Origin of the sequence: Rhodococcus sp. EPR-157 (assembly GCF_001647195.1) — a bacterium.
In the GTDB taxonomy this organism is placed as follows: Bacteria; Actinomycetota; Actinomycetes; order Mycobacteriales; family Mycobacteriaceae; genus Rhodococcoides.
In genome coordinates, this window is the sequence record NZ_LVCV01000508.1 from 1 (window position 1) to 24,134 (window position 24,134).

Consider the following 24,134-nt stretch of genomic DNA (forward strand, 5'->3'; position numbering starts at 1 on the left):
AGCTCAGCCCGACGCGAGTCCGTATCAACGTTGAGGTGCCCTTCGAGGAGCTCAAGCCTGATTTCGACCGCGCCTACAAGGCACTCGCACAGCAGATCCGTCTGCCGGGCTTCCGTCCGGGCAAGGCACCGGCCAAGCTTCTGGAGGCCCGCGTCGGACGCGGCGCCGTGCTCGAGCAGGTCGTCAACGATGCCCTTCCCACGCGCTACTCCGAGGCTGTCTCCAACGAGAAGATCAAGGTGATCGGCCAGCCCGACATCGAGATCACCAAGATCGAGGACGGCGAAGAACTCACGTTCACCGCCGAGGTCGACATTCGTCCCGAGATCGCGCTTCCCGACTACTCGACCATCGACGTCACCGTCGATCCCCTCGAGATCACCGACGAAGCAGTGGACGAGCAGCTTCAGTCCCTGCGTCAGCGGTTCGGAACCCTCACGGGTGTCGACCGTCCGGTTCAGGACGGGGACTTCGTTTCGATCGATCTGTCCGCCACCGTCGACGGTGAGACCGTCGAAGAAGCGTCCGCCAACGGGCTCTCGCACGAGGTCGGATCGGGTCAGCTCATCGAAGGACTCGACGACGCCATCGTCGGTGTGTCCGTCGACGAGTCGAAGGACTTCACGTCCACCCTCGTTGCAGGCGAGTTCGCGGGCAAGGAAGCGGTCGTCACCGTCAAGGTCGTCTCCGTGAAGGAGCGCGAGCTGCCCGAGGCCGACGACGAGTTCGCGCAACTTGCAAGCGAGTTCGACACGATCGACGAGCTTCTCGCCGATCTGAAGACGCGCGTCGAGCGTGTGAAGAAGGTCGAGCAGGCCGGCCAGATTCGCGACAAGGTGCTCGAGACGTTGCTCGAGACCCTCGAGATTCCGGCTCCCGAGGCCGTCGTCAAGGCCGAGGTCGACTCGCAGATTCACGAGGCGATTCACGGACTCGACCACGACGAGGCCAAGCTTGCTGAGCTGCTCGAGTCGCAGGGCTCCAGCCGTGAAGAGTTCGACAAGGACATCAAGGACACGGCCGAGAAGTCGGTGCGCACGCAGCTGCTCCTCGACGCTATCGCCGAGGCCGAGGGCACCCAGGTCGGACAGGACGAGCTCACCGAGCGGATCATCTTCCAGGCGCAGCGCTACGGCATCTCGCCGGAAGAGTTCATCCAGCAGGTGCAGCAGGCCAACCAGCTCGGTGCGGTGTTCGCAGACGTGCGTCGCGGCAAGGCACTTGCCTCGGTCGTCGACCGCGTGAACGTCACCGACTCCACCGGTGCAGCCGTCGACACCTCCGAGCTTTTCGGTAGTCCCTCTGACACGGAAGAGCCTGCAGCAGGCGATTCTGCCGAGGGTGAACAAGAGAAGTAACGCTGACAGCGAACGACGGCGGTTCCGGGACTCCGGGGCCGCCGTCTTTCGTTAGTGTCTGTATCAGGAACCAACGATCGTATGGAAAAGGCAGGTACCGTGACTGTTCAGAATCCGGCGGCTTCGCACCAGCAGAGTCCCGTCATGACTTCGGCCGCTTCCGGCTTGAATCTCAGTGACTCCGTGTACGAGCGTCTGCTTCGCGAGCGCATCATCTTCCTCGGTACTCAGGTCGACGATGACATCGCGAACAAGCTCTGCGCACAGATTCTTCTGCTCTCCGCCGAGGATCCCACCAGGGACATCTCGCTGTACATCAACTCACCCGGTGGCTCGGTCACCGCGGGCATGGCCATCTTCGACACCATGGAGTTCGCGGAGTGCGACATCGCGACCTATGGAATGGGCCTCGCAGCGTCGATGGGGCAGTTCTTGCTCTCGGCAGGTGCCAAGGGCAAGCGCTATGCGCTGCCGCACGCGCGCATCATGATGCACCAGCCGTCCGCGGGTATCGGTGGTAGCGCAAGCGACATCGCGATCATGGCGGAGCAGTTTGCGCACACCAAGCGCGAGATGGCCGAGCTCATCGCCTTGCACACCGGTCAGACGGTGGAGCAGATCACCGAGGATTCCGATCGTGACCGGTGGTTCACGGCAGCAGCGGCCAAGGAATACGGCTTCGTCGACCACGTGGTGTCGCGGGCACGGCAGGCAGGCGGCATCGGCGACTAGATCGCCCGGTATCCGAACCTCGAAAACCCACTTCTTGGAGAAACGATGACAAACTTGTTCGAACCGAATCAGATGCCGTCCTCGCGGTACATCCTGCCGTCCTTCGTCGAGCACTCCAGCTACGGCGTCAAGGAGTCGAACCCGTACAACAAGCTGTTCGAGGAGCGCATCATCTTCCTCGGAGTGCAGGTCGACGACGCGTCCGCCAACGACGTGATGGCTCAGCTGCTCGTGCTGGAGGGGCTCGACCCCGATCGCGACATCACGATGTACATCAACTCGCCCGGCGGATCGTTCACCTCGCTGATGGCAATCTACGACACGATGCAGTACGTCCGCGCCGACGTCGCGACCGTCTGCCTCGGACAGGCTGCATCGGCTGCAGCTGTTCTGCTCGCGGCCGGTACCCCCGGCAAGCGCGCCGCTCTGCCCAACGCTCGAGTGCTGATTCACCAGCCGTCCAGCGGTGGAATTCAGGGCCAGGTGTCCGACCTCGAGATCCAGGCGGCCGAGATCGAGCGTATGCGTCGACTCATGGAGACGACGCTGGGACGCCACACCGGTAAGGACCCCGCGGTCATCCGCAAGGACACCGATCGCGACAAGATCCTGACTGCCGAGCAGGCAAAAGACTACGGAATCATCGATACTGTCTTCGAGTACCGCAAGTTGTCGGCACAGAAGTAGCCCAAGCGGGTATCTTCGCAGGACCGCTCGAAGGTGTCGAGAGGTGGCGCACGCGCTGGCGCTCGACACCTTCGGACGCGGACAGCCGCACCGTTTCGAGGCCATCGGAGCGACAATGGCGGCGTAGTTCGGTGACCGGGCTCGAATAGTCAAGAATTCGGGCGGCGAATCACCGGAAACAACTCGCCCGGTTCTGCGGAACACGGGTACGGTCGCATCAGGACTCGAACGCTGTCGATCGAGAAGTTGCTCACGGTTGTATTGGCATCTGCAGGGTGTCCGTCGACCAGACGCGGACAAGGAAGTAGGAACCTCGAACATGGCACGCATCGGTGACGGTGGCGATCTGCTGAAGTGCTCGTTCTGCGGCAAGAGCCAAAAGCAGGTGAAGAAGCTCATTGCTGGTCCAGGTGTGTACATCTGCGACGAGTGCATCGACCTGTGCAACGAGATCATCGAGGAGGAGCTCGCGGAGTCGAGCGAGGTCAAACTCGACGATCTGCCGAAGCCGTCCGAGATCAGGGATTTTCTCGAGAACTACGTGATCGGGCAGGACACCGCCAAGCGAACGCTGGCCGTGGCCGTCTACAACCACTACAAGCGCATTCAAGCAGGGGACAAGGCACGGGACGCCCGCGGGGAAACCGTCGAGCTCGCTAAGTCGAACATCCTGATGCTCGGACCGACCGGCTGCGGCAAGACCTACCTCGCGCAGACGCTGGCCAAGATGCTCAACGTCCCGTTCGCGATCGCCGACGCCACCGCGTTGACCGAGGCCGGGTATGTCGGTGAGGACGTCGAGAACATCCTCCTGAAGCTCATTCAAGCTGCGGACTACGACGTCAAGCGCGCCGAAACCGGCATCATCTACATCGACGAGGTCGACAAGATCGCTCGCAAGAGCGAGAACCCGTCCATCACCCGCGACGTCTCCGGTGAGGGCGTGCAGCAGGCGCTGCTGAAGATTCTCGAAGGTACCCAGGCAAGCGTCCCGCCTCAGGGTGGCCGTAAGCATCCGCATCAAGAGTTCATTCAAATCGACACGACGAACGTGCTCTTCATCGTTGCCGGCGCCTTCGCCGGGCTCGAGAAGATCGTGTCCGATCGCGTCGGCAAGCGTGGGCTCGGATTCGGTGCCGAGGTCAGGTCCAAGGCGGAAATCGACACGCAGGATCACTTCGCCGAGGTCATGCCGGAAGATCTGATCAAGTTCGGCCTGATCCCGGAGTTCATCGGTCGTCTGCCAGTTGTCGCGTCGGTGACCAATCTGGACAAGGAATCACTGGTCACAATCCTGTCGGAACCGAAGAACGCACTGGTCAAGCAGTACAGCCGGTTGTTCGAGATGGACAACGTCGAGCTCGAGTTCACCAAGGATGCGCTGGAGGCTATCGCCGACCAAGCAATTCTTCGTGGAACTGGTGCTCGTGGTCTCCGCGCGATCCTCGAAGAGGTTCTCAACCCGGTGATGTTCGACATCCCGAGCCGCGACGACGTGGCCAAGGTCGTCGTGACATCGGAGACCGTCAACGACAACGTGTTGCCCACGATCGTTCCGCGGAAGCCCGAGCGTCCGGAGCGTCGAGACAAGTCGGCGTAGTAAAACGGCAAACGAAAAGGCCCGGTCATCGAAGTCGATGACCGGGCCTTTGTGCGGTTGACGGCCGAAAGTCAGGCGATCACGATGGCGTGGGCGCGGGGGACTGTGGTCAAGGGGACGTGGCGACGGGCCACTTCGGGGTCGTGCCCTGGAACCACCAGGTGTGGACCGTCCGCGAGCTCGTTGATCCGGTCGAACGCGAAGTACATCCCAGGAACGTCGCGCAGGATCGCGAACGGTGAATCGTCTTCGATGTTTTCGTAGTAGTGACTCGCGTCCGACGCGATCACCACGTGGCCGTCCACCGTCTTGATCCGCACCACTTGCATGCCCGCGGTGTGCCCGCCGACGAGGTGCACCGACAGACCTGGCAACAGTTCCTCGTCGCCCTCGACGAGTCGGAGGCGGCCGCCGACCGACTGGATGTGCGAAACGTCCTTCGTCGAGCTGAGCCACTGCTCCCTGACGTTCCGGCGAGCGAGGGGCCCGGTCCAGTAGCGTAGCTCCTCGGCTTGGACAACGTACTGTGCACGGGGGAGGTCGGCGACAATTCCGGTGTGGTCGTAGTGGAGGTGGGTCAGGACTGCAAGGTCGATCTGCTTTGGAGAGATGCCAAGAGCCGCAATGAGTTCCGTGGGAGATCCGTGGTACTCGAGACCGTCGATGTTCGCGGCTGTATCAGGGGCGAGACCGGCATCGATCAACACGGTGTGGGTCTTCGACACCGCCAGCCACACGTAGTAGGCGGTGGGGTGAGGTTCGTGTCCGCGTCCGTCGCAGTAGTGGAAGTGCTGCTCGCGCTTCGCTGTTCGAGATGCGTAGTGCAGAGCGTAGACCGTGAAGCACTCATCCGACGGCGGCCGGATCGCGGCCGCCGTCGGAACGGTGTGGTTGTCCGTCATGTTGGGGTGTCAGACCGTCGCACGAACGGCCGCTTCTTCCTTCTTGGTGAGCCCTAGCTTTTCGGTCGGAACGCGGAACGTTTCACGTGAGGTGGCGACGATCGTGATGTTGATGGCACAGAACACTGCGGTGATGATCGCCACGGGAAACCATGCTCCGATGCCGTCACCGGCGATGGCGCTGGCGATGGTGGGAGCGAATCCGGCTATGGCGAAACCGATCTGCGTTCCGATGGCTGTGCCTGACAGTCGGACCTTGGCAGGGAACATCTCACCGTAGAACGCCGGCCAGACGCCGCCCGTCGCGCTGTGGACGATACCGAACATGACGATGCCGAAAGCGAAGATCAGCAGGTAGTTGCCTGTCGAGATGGACCACAGGTAACCGAACATCAGAAGTGCACATCCGGTGGAGCCGAAGATGAAGACCGGCTTGCGACCGATGCGATCGGACAGGGCACCGAAGAACGGAAGCGCGAAGAGTGCGGCCACGTTGGCGAGAACGCCGACCCACAGCATCGGAGTGCGATCCAAGCCGACGGTATTGACTGCGTAGGACAGCGCATAGACGCTGAATATCGTGCTGACCGAGGCGATCACGGCTGCGAACACGACGCGGAGCACCGAACGCCAATGATCGGTGAGCAGAGTCGACAGGGGCATCTTCGGCTGCTCTCCCGCGGCGAGTTCTTCCTCGAAAACCGGGGTCTCGTCGAGCGAGCGGCGGATGAGGAATGCGGCGAGAACGACGAATGCACTGAGGAAGAACGGAATTCGCCAGCCCCATGTCAGTAGCTGCTCTTCGGGAAGCATGGCAACAGGAAGGAAGACTGCGGTCGCCAGGATCTGACCGCCCTGGGTTCCGCTGAGGGTGAAGCTGGTGAAGAACGCGCGACGGTTGTCCGGGCTGTGTTCGAGTGTCATGGAATTGGCGCCCGCTTGCTCTCCGCCTGCCGAGAAGCCCTGGCGGAGGCGCAGAAAGACGAGAATGATCGGCGCGGCGATTCCGATGCTGTCGTACGAGGGCAGTAGTCCGACGCCGAGTGTCGCGACGCCCATCAGGAGAACTGTCGCGACGAGCACTCTCTTGCGCCCGTATTGATCGCCGATGTGGCCGAGTACCAGCGCGCCGAGCGGGCGCGCAAGGTAGCCGACACCGAACGTCGCGAGCGCCAGGAGGGTGCCGGTCGCAGCGTTGGATCCAGGGAAGAACACCCGACCGAAGACGAGGGCTGCTGCTGTTCCGTAGATGAAGAAGTCGTAGTACTCGAGCGCACTGCCGACCCAGGCTGCCGTTGCGGCGCGCTTCGGATTGGCGGTGGCCCGTGCACCGTTGTGGTGCGGCTGGGGCGTCGCAGGATCGGTCATCTTCGGTCTCTCTTCGCGTGATCGGGGAGGTGGACACCAGGTCGACGAGCCGAGGCGACCTCGGGCCGGACGTAATGTACTAAATGGTTAAAACGCGGTGTGAGTAGATATTGAACGTGACCGGGGCCACGTGTCAAGCCCCAAAGAGGTCCAGTCGACAATTTCTTCGGTGCGCCGGGTTCCGGCCGGCAGGCAACCACGCGTCGGGAAACCGGTCCGTCAAGAAGGTGGCGCGTCAGGAAAGTGGCGTGTCAGGAAGACAGGGGAGCGGTCGACGTCAGAAACGCGATGATCATCTCGCCCAACATCGTCCGAAGGTGCTCCCGGTGCGCGGGGTCGGTCAGGTCGCGCCCGAACAGTGCTTGAAAGGTGTAGCGATTGGACAGGCGGAAGACGCAGAAGCTGCTGATGGCCATGTGAACGTCGAGGGCGTCGACGTCCCTGCGAAATAGCCCTTCGGCTTGTCCTCGGGTCAGAATGGATTCGAGCAGTTCCGCGGCGGGGTTGCCGAGGTTGCTCAGGGCCTCGGATTTGCGGATGTGCTCGCCGCGGAGGATGTTCTCGGTGGAGACGAGGCGGATGAAATCCGGGTTGTGCTCGTGGTGGTCGAACGTCAGTGAAGCGATCGCCCGTATCGCCTCGGTGGGGGTCAGCCCCTCCGTGTCGAGCTCGCGTTCACGATCGCGAATCTGGCTGTACGAGCGTTCGAGAACTGCCTGGTACAGCCCTTCTTTGTCGGTGAAGTAGTAGTAGATCATTCGTTTGGTGGTGTGGGTTCGCGCGGCGATTTCGTCGACCCTGGCGCCGGAGTACCCCTTGTCGGCGAACTCGCTCGTCGCCACTTCGAGGATGTTGTGGCGGGTGAGATCGCTGTTGCGTCGGCGCTTGCCGGTGTCCTCGGTGTTGCCGCCCTGCTCGGACGGCTTCTGAGGACGCGGGCGTGTCATGAAACAGCACTCTATCTGCGGATCGGACGTTGGAAACGGTTGGGTGAACGGCTCCCGCGAGGTACTGTGCACTAACTCACTAGTTCGTACATTGTGAATTCACAGCACACAGAGGGAGTCCTGCGTGGACGAATCGTTGGTCTGCGGCCTGATCGGCACAGGCATCGGAAAGTCACTGACCCCGGCTATGCACGAGCGAGAAGGTGCTGCTCAGGGACTGCGCTACGTGTATCGGATCGTCGACATCGAGGCGCTGGCACTGACGGTGGACGATCTTCCTCGGTTGGTGGACACTGCAGCTGACCTCGGGTTCCGCGGCCTCAACATCACGCACCCCTTCAAGCAATCGGTCATCGACGTTCTCGACGAGCTGTCGGATGACGCTGCCAAGCTCGGAGCGGTCAACACCGTGTTGTTCGACCAGGGGAAGAAGATCGGCCACAACACCGACTGGTCCGGCTTCGGACGAAGCTTCGAGCTCGGGTTGGCAGGTGTCCGGATGGACCAGGTCGCTCAGATCGGGGCGGGCGGAGCCGGAGCCGCAGTGGCATATGCGTTGGCCAGCAAGGGCGTTCGCACGCTGACCGTCATCGATGCCGACCCAGGCCGGGCACGGTCGGCCGCGCGCAGCCTCGAATCGATGTTTCCGGCCACCGAGTTCGCGGCGGCGGGCCCGGCCGATATCGCCGGTGTGCTTGCCGCGGCCGACGGAGTCGTACACGCAACACCGGTCGGGATGGTCGCGCATCCGGGAGTTGCATTCGACCCGTCGTTGCTTCGACCCCAGACCTGGGTCGCCGAGGTCGTGTACCGACCGGCGAAGACGGAACTGTTGATCGCGGCCGAATCCCGTGGGTGCCGGACGTTGAGCGGAACGGGAATGGCCGTTCACCAGGCCGCGGATGCCTTCGAGATATTCACGGGTCGGCCGGCCGACGCGATCCGCATGTCGGCGCATATGCAGGAGTTGATCGGTCGCGAGGACACGACTTCCCTCGCCGGTGCACTCTCGTGATTCGGACGTCGGTGGCGACGGTCTCGTTGAGCGGATCGCTTCGGGAGAAGATGACGGCGATTTCCGAGGCCGGATTCGACGGTTTCGAACTCTTCGAACCGGACCTTGTCAGTTCTCCGTACCGGCCTTCGGACATCGCCGCGCAGGCCGCGGATCTTGGTCTGTCCATCGATCTGTATCAGCCGTTTCGTGATCTCGACAGCGCCGACGAATCCCGCTATCAGCGCAATCTCGTTCGCTTGCAACGCAAATTCGACGTCATGGAGAGCCTCGGGTGCGACCTGCTGCTCGTGTGCTCCTCACCGTTGCCCGGGGCCGTGACCGACGACGATCGTCTGGTGCAGCAGATGTCCGGAGCCGCTGAACTTGCGCAGTCACGCGGTATGCGGTTGGCCTACGAAGCGTTGGCGTGGGGCACGCATGTCTCGACCTACCGGCACGCGTGGGAGATCGTCGAGCAGGTCGGCCACCCATCGTTCGGAACCTGCCTCGACAGCTTTCACATACTCTCGCGCGGTGACGATCCGTCGGGCATCGCGAAGATCCCCGGTGAGAAGATCTTCTTCCTTCAACTCGCCGACGCCCCGCATCTCGTCATGGATGTGCTGCAGTGGTCCCGGCACCATCGTTGCTTTCCCGGTCAAGGCAACTTCGATCTGACCGTATTCGGTGCGCACGTCGTCGAATCGGGATACGACGGCCCGTGGTCACTGGAAATCTTCAACGATATCTTCCGTGAGTCGGCAACGGGAAGAACCGCCGCCGATGCGCACCGGTCGCTGCTGTACCTCCAGGAGCAGGTCTCGGTGCGGCAGTCGGACCGGCCTGAGACTCTGTTCGAGGCCCCGGCGCCCGGACCCATCGAGAACATCGTCTCGCTTCGGATCGCGGCAGGACCCTCTCGCGCCCACGAGCTGGGACAGACGGTGCGACACCTCGGATTCGAGATGACCGCCGCGCACAGCGAACACGGTCTGCAGCTCTACACCCAGGGCCAACTCGCAATCGCCGTGGACACGACCGTCGACAGCCTGTGGACGGCACCCGGAGTTCCCGCACATCTGCCGGCCCTCGCGCAGATCGGTGTGCGCAGCGACGACCCAGAGCAATGGCAGACGCGTGCACGGGCTTTCGGGGTCCCGGCGGACTCGGTATCGATGCCGGGAGTCCAAGACAGGCCGGGAGTCCAGGACAGCCGGCACGACGTCGTCAGGATGAACGTCACCGACGCGACGTCGTTGGATCTCCGTACGCGGGCGAGCGCGGGTGCATGGCAGTCCGCGTTCGACCTGGTTCCCCGGAGTGACCTCCCAACCGTTACTCCGATAGTCGGCGCCGTCGATCACATCGCACTCGCGGTACCCGCAGATAGCTGGGACGGCATCATGCTGCTGCTGCGGTCGGTGTTCGGAATGACCCCGCACGAAGGTCAGGACGTCGTCGACGCCGTGGGCTCGATACGAAGCCAGGCGCTGACACTGGCGACCGGGCACGGCACGATCAGAATCTCGCTCAACATGGTTCCCGGTCGCTCGTCCGGCACTGATCCGCTCCCGGCAGCCAGACGCGGCGGCGTCAGCCATGTGGCATTCGGATGTGCGGACATCGTCGCTGCGGCGAAACGAATGGTTGCACGCGGATTCCGTCCGCTGGCGATTTCGTCGAACTACTACGACGACCTCGCAGCGCGGTTCGATCTGGATCTCGAACTACTCGCGTTGCTGAAGAACTACGGAATTCTCTACGACGCAGACGGGTCCGGCGGGGAATTCCTGCACTTCTTCACACCCGTGGTAGGGCAGGACTTGTTCTTCGAGGTGTGCGAGAGGCGAGGCGGATACTGCGGCTACGGCGAGGTGAACTCGGCAGTTCGGCTTGCGGCCCAGCTGCAGCCGTAGCGCGAGCGTCGCGAACACCGGGCAGAATCTCGGACTATGACCTCGCCGAACCGCGTCACGATCGAGTACTGCACGCAATGCCAGTGGCTGCTGCGAGCAGGATGGATGGCTCAGGAACTGCTCAACACGTTCGGACAGGAATTGTCCGAAGTCGCGTTGATTCCGGGCACGGGAGGCGTCTTCCGCATCGAGGTCGACGGCGAGATGATCTGGGACCGCAAGCAGCGCGGCGGCTTTCCCGAGATCACCGTGTTGAAGCAGCTGGTACGGGACCGAGTCGCGCCGGAGCGCGATCTCGGCCACGTCGACCGCACGTCCTAGTGCGGGTCTCGCTAGGTCGTTCTACTGCCTAGGTTTTCGAAGACGTCAGCGAGTCCCTGGCCGCCGCCGATGCACATGGTTTCCAATCCGTAGCGCGCGTCCCGACGCCTCATTTCGCGCAGCAGCGTCGCGAGTATCCGGCCGCCGGTGGCTCCGACCGGGTGTCCCAGCGAGATCCCGGAGCCGTTGGGGTTCAGACGAGAATCGTCGGGTTCGATGCCCCACGTGCGCAGCACCGCGAGAGTCTGAGCAGCGAACGCCTCGTTGAGTTCGATGACGTCCATGTCGGCGAGTGTGAGGCCGGCGCGACCGAGCGCTTTCTCGCTCGCGGGGACCGGTCCGATACCCATGGTGCGTGGCGGAACGCCGGCAACTGCCCAGCTGACGAGCTTGGCGATCGGTCGCAATCCGAGTTCGGCTGCCTTTTCGGGAGTAGTCACGATCGCCAGAGCCGCGCCGTCGTTCTGTCCGCTGGCATTGCCTGCGGTGACAGTGGACTCGGGATCGATCTTCGCGCGAATGGCCCGCAGCTTGGACAGGCTGTCGACGCTGGTGTCGGCGCGGGGGTGTTCGTCGGTGTCGATTATCAAAGGGTCGGATCTGCGCTGAGGGACCGAGACGCCGACGATCTCCTCGGCGAATACACCGTTCTTCTGGGCAGTCACGGCTTTCTGGTGGGACTGGACTGCGAGCGCGTCTTGATCGGCCCGGCTGATGGAGAACTCGGCACGCAGGTTCTCCGCGGTCTCGATCATGCCGCCGGGTACCGGATAGTTCTTGCCGCCCGCGGTGACTCGGGCGCGAGCGAGGCGATCCGACAGCGCGACGGCCTCGGCCTTGACGCCCCAGCGCATTCCGGTTGCGTAGAACTCGGCCTGACTCATGCTTTCGACACCACCGGCCAGAACCAGGTCGTTGCCGCCGGACTGCACCTGCATGCATGCTTGGAGCACCGCCTGCAGGCCGGACCCGCAGCGACGATCGATCTGTTGGCCCGGCACTTCGACGCCGAGGCCGGCGTCGAGGGCAGCGACGCGGCCGATGGCGGGCGCGTCGCCGTTCGGCGACGCCTGTCCGAGGATGACGTCGTCGATGTCGGAACCGGAAATTCCGGTGCGTGCAACGAGTTCGGTGATGACGGTTGCGGCGAGCGCCTCGGGCGTGATGTCGCGGAACACCCCGCCGAAACGCCCGATAGGCGTCCGTAGCGGCTCACAGATTACGGCGTCAGGCATGAAGACTTCCTTTGTGGTCGGTCGATTGCGAGTGCACGCGATCGAGGTCCGTTTCGATTGCGCTGCTCGCCCGCAGAAGCGCGGGCAGCAGGTGTTCGCGCACAGCGTCGGCACTGTGCCGCGCGGCCTGCGTCGACACGTTGGCGGCGGCGACGACCTCGCCGGTGTGGTCGCGAATCGGGGCCGCGATCGATCGCAGCCCCTCCTCGAGTTCTTGGTCTACGAGGCAGTATCCTTGTGCGCGTACGTCATCCAGCTCCGCGCGAAGCGATGCCGGGTCGGTGATCGTCTTCCCGGTGAGGGCTGCGAGCTCGACGCGGCCGAGGTAGTCCTCGAGCTTCTCCGGGGACAACCCCGCAAGCAGAACGCGTCCCATCGACGTCGCGTACGCCGGGAACCGAGTTCCGATGGTGATTGCCACGGTCATGATTCTGCTGACCGGAACTCGAGCGACGTACACGACGTCGTCGCCGTCGAGGATCGACACCGAGGACGACTCGCGGACCTGTTCCGCCAGGGATTCGAGGTGTGGACCTGCGACATCCGGCAGGGTCAGGGACGACAGGTAGCTGTAGCCGAGTTCGAGGACACGTGGAGTCAACCAGAACATGGATCCGTCGCTTCGGACGTAACCGAGTTCGACCAACGTCAGCAGGAAGCGACGTGCAGTCGCGCGGGTCAGATCGGTCGTCTTGGCAACGTCGGAGAGCGTTCGACGGGGGTGTTCGGCGTCGAAGGCCCTGATGACCGCGAGACCGCGTGCCAACGACTGGACATAGTCAGGTGACGGGTCCCGCTGTTCGTGTGCGAGCCGTTCGCTCATGAGGTCTCCGATCGCGCGGTCTCGGTCAGGGCGGCGTCGGCCATCGCGAACGCGGCATTGCTGTTGGGGACACCCGCGTACACAGCGGTGTGGAGGAACACCTCGGCCATCTCCTTGGGGTCCAGTCCCGCTCGCAGAGCTGCACGTATATGCATGTCCAGTTCGTGCTGGTTGCCTACCGCGGTCAGAATCGCCAGGGTGAGCAATCGTCGGGTGCGGTGATCGAGTCCTTCGCGGGTCCACACGTCACCCCAGGCCGTCCGCGTGATGAAATCCTGGAACGGTGCGGTGAACTCAGTAGTGCGCGCGATGCTGCGCTCGACGTGGGCGTCGCCGAGTACCGACCGGCGTACGGCCATGCCCGCATCGTGTGCGGCCCGTCGACCTGCGTCGTACACACTGCCCGTGATCATCTCGACGATGAGCGCGGTGATGCGACCCGCCTGTTCGACGTTGGCGAGATGTGCGGCCTCGGGCAGAACGTGAAATCGTGATCTCGCGACACCGTCGGCGATGATTGCCATGTCGGCGGGCGTCGTTGCAGGATCCTGCTCGCCGGCGACGACCAGAGTCGGAACGCTGATTCGGCCCAGGTCGGCTCTGTTGTCCCACTGCGACAACGCTTCACACGACGCGGCATAGCCCTCGTCGGGAGTCGCGCTGATCATCGCCCGGTGTCGCGCCGCGAGTTCGGTGTCGCGCGATATCAGTTCGGGCGTGAACCAGCGGGAGAGAACGGCATCGGCCAGCGACTCGGTGCCGTCGGTGCGGACCGCTGCAGCGCGGTCGAGCCATGCCTGCGATTCGCCGAAGCGAGCCGACGTGCACAGCAGCGTGAGTGTGAGTGCGCGGGCAGGTCGATGCACGGCGATCCACTGAGCGATCGCGCCGCCGAGCGAAAGTCCGACGAGGTGCACGCGATCACGACCGAGCGAGTCGAGCACGGCAAGAACGTCTCCGGCCATGTCCGCTACGGAGTACGGGCCTTGCGGAACCGGTGATTTTCCATGCCCGCGTAGATCGACCGCGATGACATCCGCGACGTCGGAGAGTCCCGGGATTTGTGGATCCCACATCGAGCGTTCCGACCCGAGCGATCCGATCAGCACGACGGTGGTGTCACCCGAGGGGCCGGGTACCAGGTCGTAAGACAGTTCGACGGTCATGATCTTCCTTCGCTTCGAGTGTGGACGTCGGCAACTACGCGGTCGACGATGTCGCCTGCGTGGCCCAGATACTGCGCGGGATCGAGAAGTTCCCGAACCACGTCGGGATCGAGAAACTCGGAGATCGAGGGGTCCTCGTCGAGAGGGGAACCCGATGCACATGCGACCGTGACGATCTCGCGGGCGGAGTCGGTGTGATCGGACAGTGCGGTGGTGACGCGCTCGGCCAGCAGGAGTCCGTGGGTGATGTCGAGATTTCGGGCCATGGCGTCGACATGCACCTTCAGCCCGGAGATGCTGACGGCCACCTGGTGGGCGCCACCGGCGACGAGTCGGAGTAGATCGGTGAGGGTTTCCCACTCCGCATGCCACGCGCCTGCCGCACGTTGGTGCTCGTGCTCCATCGAGCTCAGCATGGTTGCGACGAGACCGGGGACGCGCTTGACCGCGGCGCGTGCAGTGATGGCCGCGACCGGGTTTCGTTTGTGTGGCATAGCCGAGGATCCGCCGGGAGCGGCTTCTTCGACTTCGCCGACTTCGGTCGAGGCCAGGAGGGTGATGTCGAGGGCGGGCTTTGCGATTGCTCCGGCCACTACGCCGAGGGCGCCTGCGACCTCGCCCATCCGGGTGCGCTCGGTGTGCCAGGGAACCCCCTGATGTGCAAGGCCCAGTTCATCCGCCAGCGTGTCGGCAACCTTCGGGCCGTAGGGGAACAGAGCCGCCGAAGTCCCTGCGGCGCCGCCGAACTGAATCGCGAGCGAAACTTCTGCCCGTGCGAGCACATCGTCGGCTCGCGCCAAGCCTGCCACCCAGCCGGCCACGACGGCACCGAATGTCGTCGGCAGGGCTTGTTGACCGAGGGTGCGCCCGGCAATCGGGGTGTCCCGGTGCACCCGAGCGAGGTGCGCGCCCGCAGTGATCGCGCCGCCGATCGAGGATCGAATTGCCGTCAGCGATCTCTGTGTGAGGAGCATCAGCGCGGAGTCGACGATGTCCTGACTCGTCGCCCCCGGGTGGACGGCGCTGCCTGGGACGCCTCGTGACGCGACCGCTCGTCGAAGGATCTCCACGAGTGGGATGACGGGGTTCCCGCCGACAGCCGAGCGTGCGCCCAGCTCGGCGAGATCGACGACGCCAGGCATGCCGAGCTCGGATGACACGGTGGAGACGATCTCGGCATGCGCTGCGTCGACCAGACCGTGCTGTGCCGCAGCCCGTGACAACGCGGCCTCCACGTCGAGCATCGCCGTGACCCAGGCCTGATCGGATACGAGTGCTGCAGCGTCGCCGCTGCCGAACGTGGGGTCGAACAGGGATCCGCGGGTGTTCGTCATCGATCGCTTTCGTTCGTCACAGATCGAAGAACGGAGTTTCGTCGCCGTTCGGGTCACTGTCCTGGACTACCACATCGAGGTGGTAGCCGGTGGGTGTTGCTCGTGCGATCAGCTTCTCGCGTTGCCGCGGGTCCATTCCGGACAGCACAGGGTCCGAGAAGTTCCGTTCGGTCTCGTCGGGAAAGTAGATCCGGGTGACCAGCCGCTCCAGCATGCCGCGGGCGAAGATGCCGACATCGATATGCGGGGCCTCGATCGAGCCGTCCTCGGCGGGGAGCGGGCCGGGTTTGACGGTGTGCACGGTCGAGGTTCCGGTGGAATCCGCCACTGCGCGGCCGAATCCACGGAAGCGTGCCGGCGTCGGTTCCGCACGGCCCCGCGGGTCGTCCGGGTGGTCGAAACGCCCGGCAGCGTCGGCCTGCCAGGTCTCGATCATGGCGTCGGCAATGGGGGTTCGATGTCCGTCGTAGACGGTAACAGTGATGTCGATGGAACCTTCTGTCCCGCTGGGTACCACATCAGGGCCGTCGGGCCAGGGCAGTCCGATGTGGAGGTACGGTCCGACGGTCTGCGATGGTGTCTGCCCGAACGAAACCGTCGTGAAGTCGATCCCCGGGGTGACGGGATATCTCGGAGCGAAGTCAGTCATCGTGGTCGTCACCTTCGAACGGAGTTGCGTTGCGGCCGCGCAGGACGATGTCGAAGCGGAATCCCAGGGCCCAGTTGTCCTGTGTGGCTTCGTAGTCGAACGCGCTGATCATGCGACCCCTTGCCTCTTCGGGGGCCGAGTTGAAGATGGGATCCTGGAAGAACATCGGGTCTTCCGGGAAGTACATCTGCGTGACGAGGCGCTGCGTGAACGCCTGACCGAAGAGCGAGAAGTGAATGTGCGCCGGCCGCCACGCGTTGTGGTGGTTGCCCCACGGGTACGCGCCGGGTTTGATCGTCGTGAATCGGTAGTTGCCCGTGGCGTCGGTGAGTACTCGGCCGACGCCGTCGAAGTGGGGATCCAGTGGCGCGGGCCAGGTGTCGCCTGCGTGGCGGTACCGTCCGCCCGCGTTCGCCTGCCACACCTCGACGAGTGTGTTCGGTACTGCTCGCCCGTCACTGTCGAGGACGCGCCCATGGACGATGATGCGCTGGCCCTGGGCTTCACCGCCGTTCGCGAGCGTGAGGTCTGCATCCGCCGCGGTGACACGGCCTTCGCCGAGGACGGGGCCGGTGATCTCGGTCAGGCGCTGAGGTAGAAGCGTGAGCGGCTGCTTCGGGTGCCGCAGCGTGGTGGTGCGGTACTCGGCGAAGTCGCGGGGTGCGTTGACGCCGGACTGGTCGCGGTACGGCCGGTTCGCTTCGCCGGTGACGGTGAGGTCGGGCGGTAGTTGGAGCATCGGTTGTTCCTCACGTTGGAGTTACGTGTATTCGAATTCTGAGTGTTCGCCATGTGGACGATCAGCCGCTATCCGAACCACTTTACGTTCACGATGGGCGTCAGGCAATGAAATCAGCCAAAATGTTCGTATAGCGGCGATGTGTTCACAATACGCACAATGTTCGGTAGGGTCGTCGGCATGATGGACAAAGTGATGACGAGTGCTGCCGAAGCAGTGGCCGACCTGCCGGACGGGGCTTCCGTCGCGGTCGGTGGCTTCGGCCTTGTCGGTGTTCCGGAAATCCTGATCGACGCGGTGCTGCAGCAGGGTGCGACCGATCTAGAGATCGTCAGCAACAACTGCGGAACCGACGGTTTCGGTCTGGGCGTGCTTCTGGAGAAGCGTCGAATCCGCCGAACGATCAGCTCCTATGTCGGGTCGAACAAGGAATTCGCACGGCAGTACCTCGCCGGCGAACTCGAGGTCGAGCTGACCCCGCAAGGCACACTTGCCGAAAGGCTTCGTGCCGGCGGCGCGGGTATCCCGGCCTTCTTCACACCTGCGGGCGTCGGAACTCAGGTGGCCGACGGCGGCCTACCACTGCGCTACGACGGCCACGGTGGCATTGCGCTGGCGAGCCCACCGAAGGAGACGCGCGAATTCGATGGCATCACCTACGTGATGGAGCGTGGAATCGTAGCGGACTACGCGCTCGTTCATGCGTGGAAGGGCGACCGGCACGGAAACCTCGTATTCCATGCCAGCGCACGCAATTTCAATCCCCCCGCCGCTGCGTCGGGGCGAATCACCATTGCTCAGATCGAGCACTTGGTCGAACCCGGAGAGATCGGACCCGACGACGTACATACGCCGGGGATTCACGTGCAGCGAGTGGTCCACGTCGGCAAGGTGACCGTAGGAATCGAGCAGCGGACGGTGCGAGCATGAGCGAGAACATCACGAAGCTGACGCGAGAGCAGATGGCTGCGCGGGTTGCGCTGGAACTGGGCGACGGCGAATACGTCAACCTCGGTATCGGTATGCCCACTCTCGTACCCAATTACCTGCCGACCGATATCACCGTGATTCTTCATTCGGAGAACGGTGTGTTGGGAGTAGGGCCGTACCCGACCGAGGACGAGCTCGATCCCGAGGTCATCAACGCAGGTAAGGAGACGATCACGGTTCTGCCCGGCGCCTCGTACTTCGATTCATCGCAGTCGTTCGGCATGATCCGCGGTGGGCAGGTCGACGTCGCCGTACTCGGTGCCATGCAGGTGAGCGAGACGGGTGACCTCGCGAACTGGATGATTCCCGGCCATATGGTCAAAGGTATGGGTGGCGCAATGGATTTGGTCCACGGTGCGCGTCGAGTCATCGTGATGATGGAACACGTGTCGAAAAAAGGGGAGCCCAAGATCTTGAAGTCGTGCACCCTTCCGCTCACCGGTGTCGGATGTGTTCAGCGCATCATCACCGATATGGCGGTTCTGGACGTGACCGAACACGGCCTGAGATTGGTCGAGACCGCACCCGGCATCACCGTGGAGCAGGTCGTAGCGGCGACAGGCGCCACACTCACCGTGTGATTCTGTGCGTGTGCGAGTACAGATTCATGTCCTCGCCGCGCAGGAATCCGACGACGGTCAATCCTGATTCCTCGGCAAGATCGACGGCAAGCGAGGACGGTGCCGATACAGCCGCAAGAATTGGGATGCCGGCCATGACGGCTTTCTGAGCCAGCTCGAACGAGGCACGGCCGCTGACCATCAGAACCGTGCCGACGAGCGGAACTCGACTGTCGCCCGTCGCCCACCCGATTACCTTGTCCACGGCATTGTGTCGTCCGACATCCTCGCGGGAGACGAGCATCGTGCCGTCGGCGTCGAACAGCGCGGCGGCATGCAACCCGCCGGTGGAGTCGAACGCCTTCTGTGACGCGCGCAGAGTGTCCGGCATGGTGGTCAACACCGAGGCTTTGACCTCGGTCTGGTCGGCTGCGGGGGAGTGCCGTGTTTTCAATCGAACCGCGTCGAGTGAGCCTTTGCCACACACTCCGCACGACGATGTCGTATAGAAATTGCGTTCGACACCCGGCTCAGGCGGCGCCACTCCAGGTGCAAGAGTGACGTCGAGGACGTTGTAGGTATTCTGGCCGGCGTCGTCGACGCCGTCGCAGTACCTGGCCGCCGAGATGTCCGCACGCCCGCCGATGACGCCCTCGGTGAGCAGGAACCCGTGCGCGAGTTCGACGTCGTGGCCTGGAGTCCGCATCGTCACGGCGAGCGCCGATCCGTTCACTCGGATCTCGAGTGGTTCCTCGACGACGAGGGTGTCCGGTCGAGACGTCTCGTGTGGTCCACGGATTCTGACGACCGGACGCCGAGCGGTGATTCGTCCCATGAATCGATTATGCGCCTCTCCCTCCCAGCGCGATCACTGCCCGCCGGCGTAGCTAGTCACTCACGGGCGGCAATCCCGCTTTCAGAGCTGCCTCGTTCAGGGCCGCGACCAACGACACCATCCGCGGATGATCGACGAGATCGTCGACCCACACCGCTCGACCCTTGTGGTCGGCCAACGGTATCCGCCAGTTCTGGTACTGGGTCTCGTCGGTTCCCGGCTGATTCTGAATCCGGTTCTCGCCCACTGCATCCACGAGCGCCACGCCGAGCAGGTTCGAGGGGCTCCGCGCGATCAATCGGTACAGCGCCTCGACGGTTTCCTTCTCCGACGCGTCCGCCGACAGCAGTCCCCGGGTCCGCGCGAGGTCGAGCACTGCTTCGCGACCGGCCGCGTCCTGCGCGGTTTCGGCTTCCACGTCCCGTTCGAGCAATCCGAGGCGCGACCGCAGCGCGATGTGCTCGCCGCGCAGGTATCCGACGGTCGGTGGTAGATCGTGGGTGGTCACCGACGTCAGGCACAGTTCCCGATAGTTCTCGGGCGGAATGGGCGAGTCGCCGTCGTTCTCGAACCACAGAATCGACGTACCGAACACACCGCGTTGCCCGAGGTACTCCTGAACTCGCGGCTCGAACACGCCGAGGTCTTCTCCCACCACGACAGCTCCCGCCCGCTCGGCCTCGAGCACCAGGATGCCGATGAGCGCTTCGTGGTCGTACTCGACGTAGGCGCCGTCGCCCGGTGTCCGAGCCGCCTGCGGGATCCACCACAGCCGGAACAATCCAAGAATATGGTCGACGCGTACGCCGCCTGCGTGCCGCAGAATCGTGCGCAGCATGTCGCGATAGGGCCCGTATCCCAACTCGCGCAACCGATCCGGATTCCATGGCGGCTGGTTCCAATTCTGGCCCTGCTGGTTGAAGTTGTCCGGCGGTGCGCCGACTGTCACCCCAGCGGTGAGAGCGTCCCCGAGCGTCCACGCATCGGCGCCTTGTCGATGCACACCGACTGCGAGATCGTGCATGATTCCGATGTCCATGCCCGAGCGCCGCGCTGCCAGCTGGGCACGCTCGAGTTGCTGGTCGCAGGTCCACTGCAGCCACTTGTGAAACGCGATCCGATCGGCAGCGGTCGAGCGAAACTCAGTGGCGAAGTCGGTGCCGGGATGCGCTGCTTCTACTTGCCAGATCTTGTCTTCGGGGCCGAACTTCTCGGCGAGTGCGCACCACAGGGCGAAATCGTCGAGCCCATGTCCTTCCCGTTCGCAGAAGGCGTCGAATTCGGCTTGCCTGGTAGCAGACAACGTGACCCGGTGAATCCTCGACAGCGCGCGAAGTTTGGCGCGAAACGACGGGTCTCGATCGATCTTTCTCGTGCGCTTGTTCGCTTTCGAGAAGCGGCGCGCGGACTCGCGCACCTTTGCGTACTGGTCACGAGGCAGGTACGCGGTCTCCGGTATGTCCTCGACCCTGATGTACATCGGGTCGAAAAATCGTCTCGTCGTCGGCAGGTACGGCGATGCCTCGACCGGGGGTTCGGGACGCTGAGCGTGAAGCGGATTGACGAGGACGTAGTCGAACCCGTGGGTTCCGCCTGCGATCGTGGACAGGTCGGCGAGGTCGGCGTAGTCACCGACTCCCCACGATCTGTCCGATCGGATCGAGTACAGCTGCGCCGCGAGACCGCTCCGCTGCTCGCCGAGCAGTGCATCGTTGGCGGACAGGCGCCTCGGCGTGACGACGAGAGGGCATTGAGCGCGAGTCCGATGTGCGGAGTCGATCTCGCTGTCCGCAGTCACGGTGTGCCAACCGATCGGCAGATCGGCGGGCAGACCGAACGTCGCGCGCCCCACCAGGGCTCCGTCGATCTCGCGAGGATCGACCCACACCTGAATCTGTGTGAGCGGGACATGCTCGCCGTGCTCCGTCGTGACATGAACCGACACCGGATCGCCGTGCGGGACATGGACTTCCACTCGATGAGTCTCACCTTGGACGATGACGACGACCGGTGGGAGCGTACGTCGCCACGGCGCTTCGTCGAGATCGCGTAGCGAGGCGGCGACGTCGTCCTCGGTGTCGGCGCCGATCCCGCGGGCCGCGAGAATGTGGTGAAGCGTCGAGTCGGACACTTCGTGTTCGGTGTGGTCCCATCCGCGGTACGACGTGGACACGCCACATTTTCCAGCAAGCTCGCGCAGTTGCGAAGTGTAGGTCACTCCAGTGATCGTGCCAGGCGCGCTCGCTCACGTCACTTGCAGGAGTTTCGGGCGGCGACGGCAGGCCCGGTTCACAAGTAGCGCGAGCGGCTTACCGCTGGTGACAGCTGGGATTGAACTTCGACGACCCCGGGTAGTCTGATCGCGGTCATGGTGGCTCACTAGTTGCCGGACCTGAAATTCTGATTGCAGGGTGGTGCACGAACGCGTGAACCACGAGGAAAGTCGAGACAACGGATAGGGAGCGCGAATGACTGGCGTTGGCAAGATCGAAGAGCTGGAAAGAAATTCCGGCGCACCGGTCGAGCTGCGAGTGGTCGCGGACGCCGATCAGTTGCCGGTAGTGCGCGCGGTAGCAGAGACACTCGCAGTACTGGGGGACTTCACGCTCGACGACATTGCAGACATCAAGCTCGTGGTGGACGAGGTGTGCTCGGAGTTGATCGCAGGCGCGGTCGAGGGCGCCGAGCTGAGCTGTTCGTTCGTCGTCGGTGACGCGGGTATGCGGATCACCACGACATCGGTGGTGCAGACCGGTCGCGTTCCGAAGTCGGACAGCTTCGGATGGCACGTGCTGAACACCTTGACCGACTCGATCTCACTGAGTGCATCGTCGGTCGACGGCGGATCGGCCGTGGTAGTCGACGCGGTCAAGCGGAGGAGCAACGTCTAGTGCCCGTGCCGTACGAAAAACCTACGCGGCGTCAATCGGACGACTACAGCGAAGTTGTACCCCTCATCCAGCAGATGCAGGCATTGGAGGTCGGTTCACCGCAGCGACAGGTGTTGCGGGATCGCATCATCACTCGTTGTCTGCCGCTCGCCGAACACATTGCCCGGCGGTTCGGGGGCCGTGGTGAAGCGCACGAAGATCTTCTGCAGGTAGCGAGATTAGGCCTCGTCAATGCCGTCGATCGGTTCGACATCGAGCGCGGATCGGACTTCGTGTCGTTCGCCGTACCCACGATCATGGGTGAGGCGCGACGCTACTTCCGAGACGCCGGGTGGTCGGTGCGGGTGCCGCGACGGATGAAAGAGCTGAACTCGATGATCTCCGGCGCCGTGGGGACACTGTCGCAGAAGCTCGGTCGTGCACCGACGGCCAGCGAAATCGCAGCCGAGCTCGACATCGACGTCAAGGAAGCCTCGCAGGCGTTGCTCGCGCGGAGCGCTTATCAGACCGTGTCGGTCGATTCGGTGGTCAGTGACGACCGACTCCCGCTGATGGACACCCTCGGCGCGGACGATCCGGAGCTCGAGAAGATGGAGAGCTACCTGACCGTTCGCCCTGCGCTCGAGAAGCTGCCGGAGCGTGAACGTCAGATCGTGATTCTGCGGTTCTTCGGATCGATGACACAGACGCAGATCGCCGATCGAATGGGCATCTCGCAAATGCACGTGTCCCGGATTCTGGCGCGCACGTTGGCGCAGTTGCGAGAAGACCTCGGGCCGAGCTGACCGAGGAGAGCCGGTCCGCCGTAGCATTCGCGACAGCGAACGTCGGACTCTTCTCATCCCAGGAGCAACGCCAGTGTCAGAGAAGCCAACAGGAATTTTCGACGACCTCGACAGGTATGTGTCCTCGCCGCGGGTCGACGATTTCGCTGTGTCGGAGGACGGCTCGAGGGCGGTCGTCGCGATCTCCGAGCCGAACGCCGACGGAACGAAGTACGTCGCCGCATTGTGGGACATCGATGTGGCAGGCGTCGATTCGGCGCGCCGGCTCACCTTCGACGAAGGCGGGGCGAGCGGCCCCGCATTCGACTCGACGGGCGATCTGCTCTTCCTGCGGCGTGCACCTGGCGACGACGAGTCCAGTGCAGTCTGGTCGCTGTCGAGGAACGGCGGAGAGGCGCGCGTCCTCGTCTCCCGCGGGGCCGGCTTCTCCGGAATTCGAGCCGCGGCGCACGCGCGCACGTTCGTGGCCGTGTCCGACGTCCACCCATCCGCCGACACGGAGGACGACGACGACCGAATCCGACTGCTGCGCAAGGACGGTAAGGTCTCGGCGATCCTGCACACGGGCTACCCGATCCGGTACTGGGACCACGACCTCGGTCCCGCCTCTCCGCAGCTGTACGCCGCCGACGTGTTCGCTGCCGATCCGACCGAAACCGATGCGGTCCGCCGAATCACGGCCGACGCCGGGGGTGCGCTGCGGGAGGCGTCGTACGACATCAGTTCCGACGGCACGTTCGTAGTGTCCACCTGGACGGTGCCCGGTGCGCTCGCGACGTCCAGGACTGTTCTTGTCAGGATCGATGTCGCCACCGGTGAACGGACCGTGCTGGTCGACGACGACGGCGCAGACCTCGGATCGCCCGCGATCTCACCCGACTGCCGTCGCGTCGCTTTCGTCAGGGAGTCGCTGTCCACCCCCGACGAGGCGCCCCGCATGACACTGCAGCAACTCGACATCGACATCGACACCGGTTCGGTCGTCGACGCCGCGCCCGGATGGGACCGGTGGCCCACGAATCCGGTGTGGCTGGCCGACGGCAGCGGAATACTCGTCGTAGCCGACGAGAACGGCCGCGCCCCGGTATTCCTCGTGCGCGACGGAGTACCCACACGCGTCACCGACGCCGATGCCGCGTACACCCACGTGCACGCCTGCACCGACGGCTCGATCTTCGCGCTCGAGGCGTCGTACCTGCAGCCGCCGCATCCGGTGCGCATCGATCTGTCCACGGGAAGCGTCCGCCGACTTCGCCTCGCCGACGAGCTTCCGGAACTGCCGGGAACTCTCACCGAGAT

23 protein-coding genes are annotated in these 24,134 nt (G+C 63.8%); 12 read left to right on the forward strand and 11 right to left on the reverse strand.

All coding sequences use genetic code 11. From position 1 onward, the window contains the following. The 4 genes from tig to clpX form a co-directional block, all read left to right on the forward strand. Positions 1-1,358 (forward strand): trigger factor (gene tig / locus A2J03_RS22875; protein WP_068378556.1); only part of this gene is annotated, 1,358 nt, incomplete at its 5' end. 81 nt (positions 1,359-1,439) lie between these two features. Beyond that, the gene (locus A2J03_RS22880; protein ID WP_082898031.1) at positions 1,440-2,090 is read left to right on the forward strand and encodes an ATP-dependent Clp protease proteolytic subunit; all 651 of its coding nucleotides are present in this window, start codon (positions 1,440-1,442) and stop codon (positions 2,088-2,090) included. Between the two features lie 45 nt (positions 2,091-2,135). Next, positions 2,136-2,777 (forward strand): ATP-dependent Clp protease proteolytic subunit, encoded by a 642-nt coding sequence (locus A2J03_RS22885; protein ID WP_068378558.1) that lies wholly within the window; start codon positions 2,136-2,138, stop codon positions 2,775-2,777. Positions 2,778-3,096: 319 nt separating this feature from the next. Next, positions 3,097-4,377 (forward strand): ATP-dependent Clp protease ATP-binding subunit ClpX, encoded by a 1,281-nt coding sequence (gene clpX / locus A2J03_RS22890; protein WP_068378592.1) that lies wholly within the window; start codon positions 3,097-3,099, stop codon positions 4,375-4,377. A gap of 71 nt (positions 4,378-4,448) precedes the next feature. Here the strand turns inward: clpX and A2J03_RS22895 are convergent, their stop codons facing one another. From A2J03_RS22895 to A2J03_RS22905, 3 genes are all read right to left on the reverse strand, one after another. Then, complete coding sequence (locus A2J03_RS22895; protein WP_068378560.1) at positions 4,449-5,279, reverse strand: N-acyl homoserine lactonase family protein; 831 nt, start codon at positions 5,277-5,279, stop codon at positions 4,449-4,451. Positions 5,280-5,288: 9 nt separating this feature from the next. Beyond that, entirely contained in the window at positions 5,289-6,647 is a 1,359-nt protein-coding gene (locus A2J03_RS22900; RefSeq protein WP_068378562.1) for an MFS transporter, read from the reverse strand. Between the two features lie 251 nt (positions 6,648-6,898). Further along, positions 6,899-7,594, reverse strand: a complete 696-nt coding sequence (locus tag A2J03_RS22905; RefSeq protein WP_068378563.1) for a TetR/AcrR family transcriptional regulator — start codon at positions 7,592-7,594, stop codon at positions 6,899-6,901. Between the two features lie 124 nt (positions 7,595-7,718). On the opposite strand from A2J03_RS22905, the gene A2J03_RS22910 reads away from it, so the two are divergent. Genes A2J03_RS22910 through A2J03_RS22920 form a run of 3 tightly spaced genes read left to right on the forward strand, consistent with a single transcriptional unit; the run spans position 7,719 to position 10,828 of the window. Next, positions 7,719-8,609, forward strand: a complete 891-nt coding sequence (locus A2J03_RS22910) for a shikimate dehydrogenase (protein ID WP_068378565.1) — start codon at positions 7,719-7,721, stop codon at positions 8,607-8,609. A 50-nt stretch (positions 8,610-8,659) separates the two neighbouring features. Next, positions 8,660-10,507, forward strand: coding sequence for a sugar phosphate isomerase/epimerase and 4-hydroxyphenylpyruvate domain-containing protein (locus A2J03_RS22915; RefSeq protein WP_068378593.1), 1,848 nt, complete (start codon positions 8,660-8,662; stop codon positions 10,505-10,507). 36 nt (positions 10,508-10,543) lie between these two features. Further along, positions 10,544-10,828: a SelT/SelW/SelH family protein gene (locus tag A2J03_RS22920; RefSeq protein ID WP_068378567.1), complete on the forward strand. Its 285-nt coding sequence runs from the start codon at positions 10,544-10,546 to the stop codon at positions 10,826-10,828. An 11-nt stretch (positions 10,829-10,839) separates the two neighbouring features. On the opposite strand, the gene A2J03_RS22925 is transcribed toward A2J03_RS22920, so the two are convergent. Genes A2J03_RS22925 through pcaH form a run of 6 tightly spaced genes read right to left on the reverse strand, consistent with a single transcriptional unit; the run spans position 10,840 to position 16,774 of the window. Continuing rightward, positions 10,840-12,063, reverse strand: a complete 1,224-nt coding sequence (locus tag A2J03_RS22925; protein WP_068378569.1) for an acetyl-CoA C-acetyltransferase — start codon at positions 12,061-12,063, stop codon at positions 10,840-10,842. Next, on the reverse strand, positions 12,056-12,886 hold the full coding sequence (locus A2J03_RS22930) for an IclR family transcriptional regulator (RefSeq protein WP_068378571.1): 831 nt from the start codon (positions 12,884-12,886) through the stop codon (positions 12,056-12,058). Before A2J03_RS22930 ends, A2J03_RS22925 begins: the two co-directional genes overlap by 8 nt. Further along, on the reverse strand, positions 12,883-14,052 hold the full coding sequence (pcaDC, locus tag A2J03_RS22935) for a bifunctional 3-oxoadipate enol-lactonase/4-carboxymuconolactone decarboxylase PcaDC (protein ID WP_068378573.1): 1,170 nt from the start codon (positions 14,050-14,052) through the stop codon (positions 12,883-12,885). Before pcaDC ends, A2J03_RS22930 begins: the two co-directional genes overlap by 4 nt. Next, complete coding sequence (locus A2J03_RS22940) at positions 14,049-15,386, reverse strand: class-II fumarase/aspartase family protein (protein WP_068378575.1); 1,338 nt, start codon at positions 15,384-15,386, stop codon at positions 14,049-14,051. Before A2J03_RS22940 ends, pcaDC begins: the two co-directional genes overlap by 4 nt. A 16-nt stretch (positions 15,387-15,402) precedes the next feature. Continuing rightward, a complete protein-coding gene (gene pcaG / locus A2J03_RS22945) occupies positions 15,403-16,035 on the reverse strand; it encodes a protocatechuate 3,4-dioxygenase subunit alpha (RefSeq protein ID WP_068378577.1) in 633 nt (210 codons plus the stop codon). Beyond that, a complete protein-coding gene (pcaH, locus tag A2J03_RS22950) occupies positions 16,028-16,774 on the reverse strand; it encodes a protocatechuate 3,4-dioxygenase subunit beta (protein ID WP_068378579.1) in 747 nt (248 codons plus the stop codon). The genes pcaG and pcaH overlap by 8 nt, the downstream gene beginning before the upstream one ends. A 183-nt stretch (positions 16,775-16,957) precedes the next feature. On the opposite strand from pcaH, the gene A2J03_RS22955 reads away from it, so the two are divergent. Together A2J03_RS22955 and A2J03_RS22960 are read left to right on the forward strand one after the other, a co-directional pair. After that, complete coding sequence (locus A2J03_RS22955) at positions 16,958-17,704, forward strand: CoA transferase subunit A (protein WP_068378594.1); 747 nt, start codon at positions 16,958-16,960, stop codon at positions 17,702-17,704. Then, positions 17,701-18,345 (forward strand): CoA transferase subunit B, encoded by a 645-nt coding sequence (locus tag A2J03_RS22960; RefSeq protein WP_068378581.1) that lies wholly within the window; start codon positions 17,701-17,703, stop codon positions 18,343-18,345. Before A2J03_RS22955 ends, A2J03_RS22960 begins: the two co-directional genes overlap by 4 nt. On the opposite strand, the gene fdhD is transcribed toward A2J03_RS22960, so the two are convergent. Together fdhD and malQ are read right to left on the reverse strand one after the other, a co-directional pair. Beyond that, complete coding sequence (fdhD, locus tag A2J03_RS22965) at positions 18,335-19,159, reverse strand: formate dehydrogenase accessory sulfurtransferase FdhD (protein WP_068378583.1); 825 nt, start codon at positions 19,157-19,159, stop codon at positions 18,335-18,337. The genes A2J03_RS22960 and fdhD overlap by 11 nt on opposite strands. Positions 19,160-19,211: 52 nt before the next feature. Next, positions 19,212-21,377, reverse strand: a complete 2,166-nt coding sequence (gene malQ, locus A2J03_RS22970) for a 4-alpha-glucanotransferase (RefSeq protein ID WP_068378585.1) — start codon at positions 21,375-21,377, stop codon at positions 19,212-19,214. A gap of 250 nt (positions 21,378-21,627) precedes the next feature. Here malQ and A2J03_RS22975 point away from each other — a divergent pair, with 250 nt between their 5' ends. The 3 genes from A2J03_RS22975 to A2J03_RS22985 form a co-directional block, all read left to right on the forward strand. Then, a complete protein-coding gene (locus A2J03_RS22975; RefSeq protein ID WP_068378587.1) occupies positions 21,628-22,050 on the forward strand; it encodes an anti-sigma factor in 423 nt (140 codons plus the stop codon). A 74-nt stretch (positions 22,051-22,124) separates the two neighbouring features. Then, positions 22,125-22,835 carry a SigB/SigF/SigG family RNA polymerase sigma factor gene (locus A2J03_RS22980; protein ID WP_231912668.1) on the forward strand — a complete coding sequence of 237 codons (711 nt, stop codon included), beginning with the start codon at positions 22,125-22,127 and terminating at the stop codon, positions 22,833-22,835. Between the two features lie 73 nt (positions 22,836-22,908). After that, positions 22,909-24,134: TolB family protein (locus A2J03_RS22985; RefSeq protein ID WP_442971395.1), on the forward strand; the 1,226-nt coding region annotated here is incomplete at its 3' end.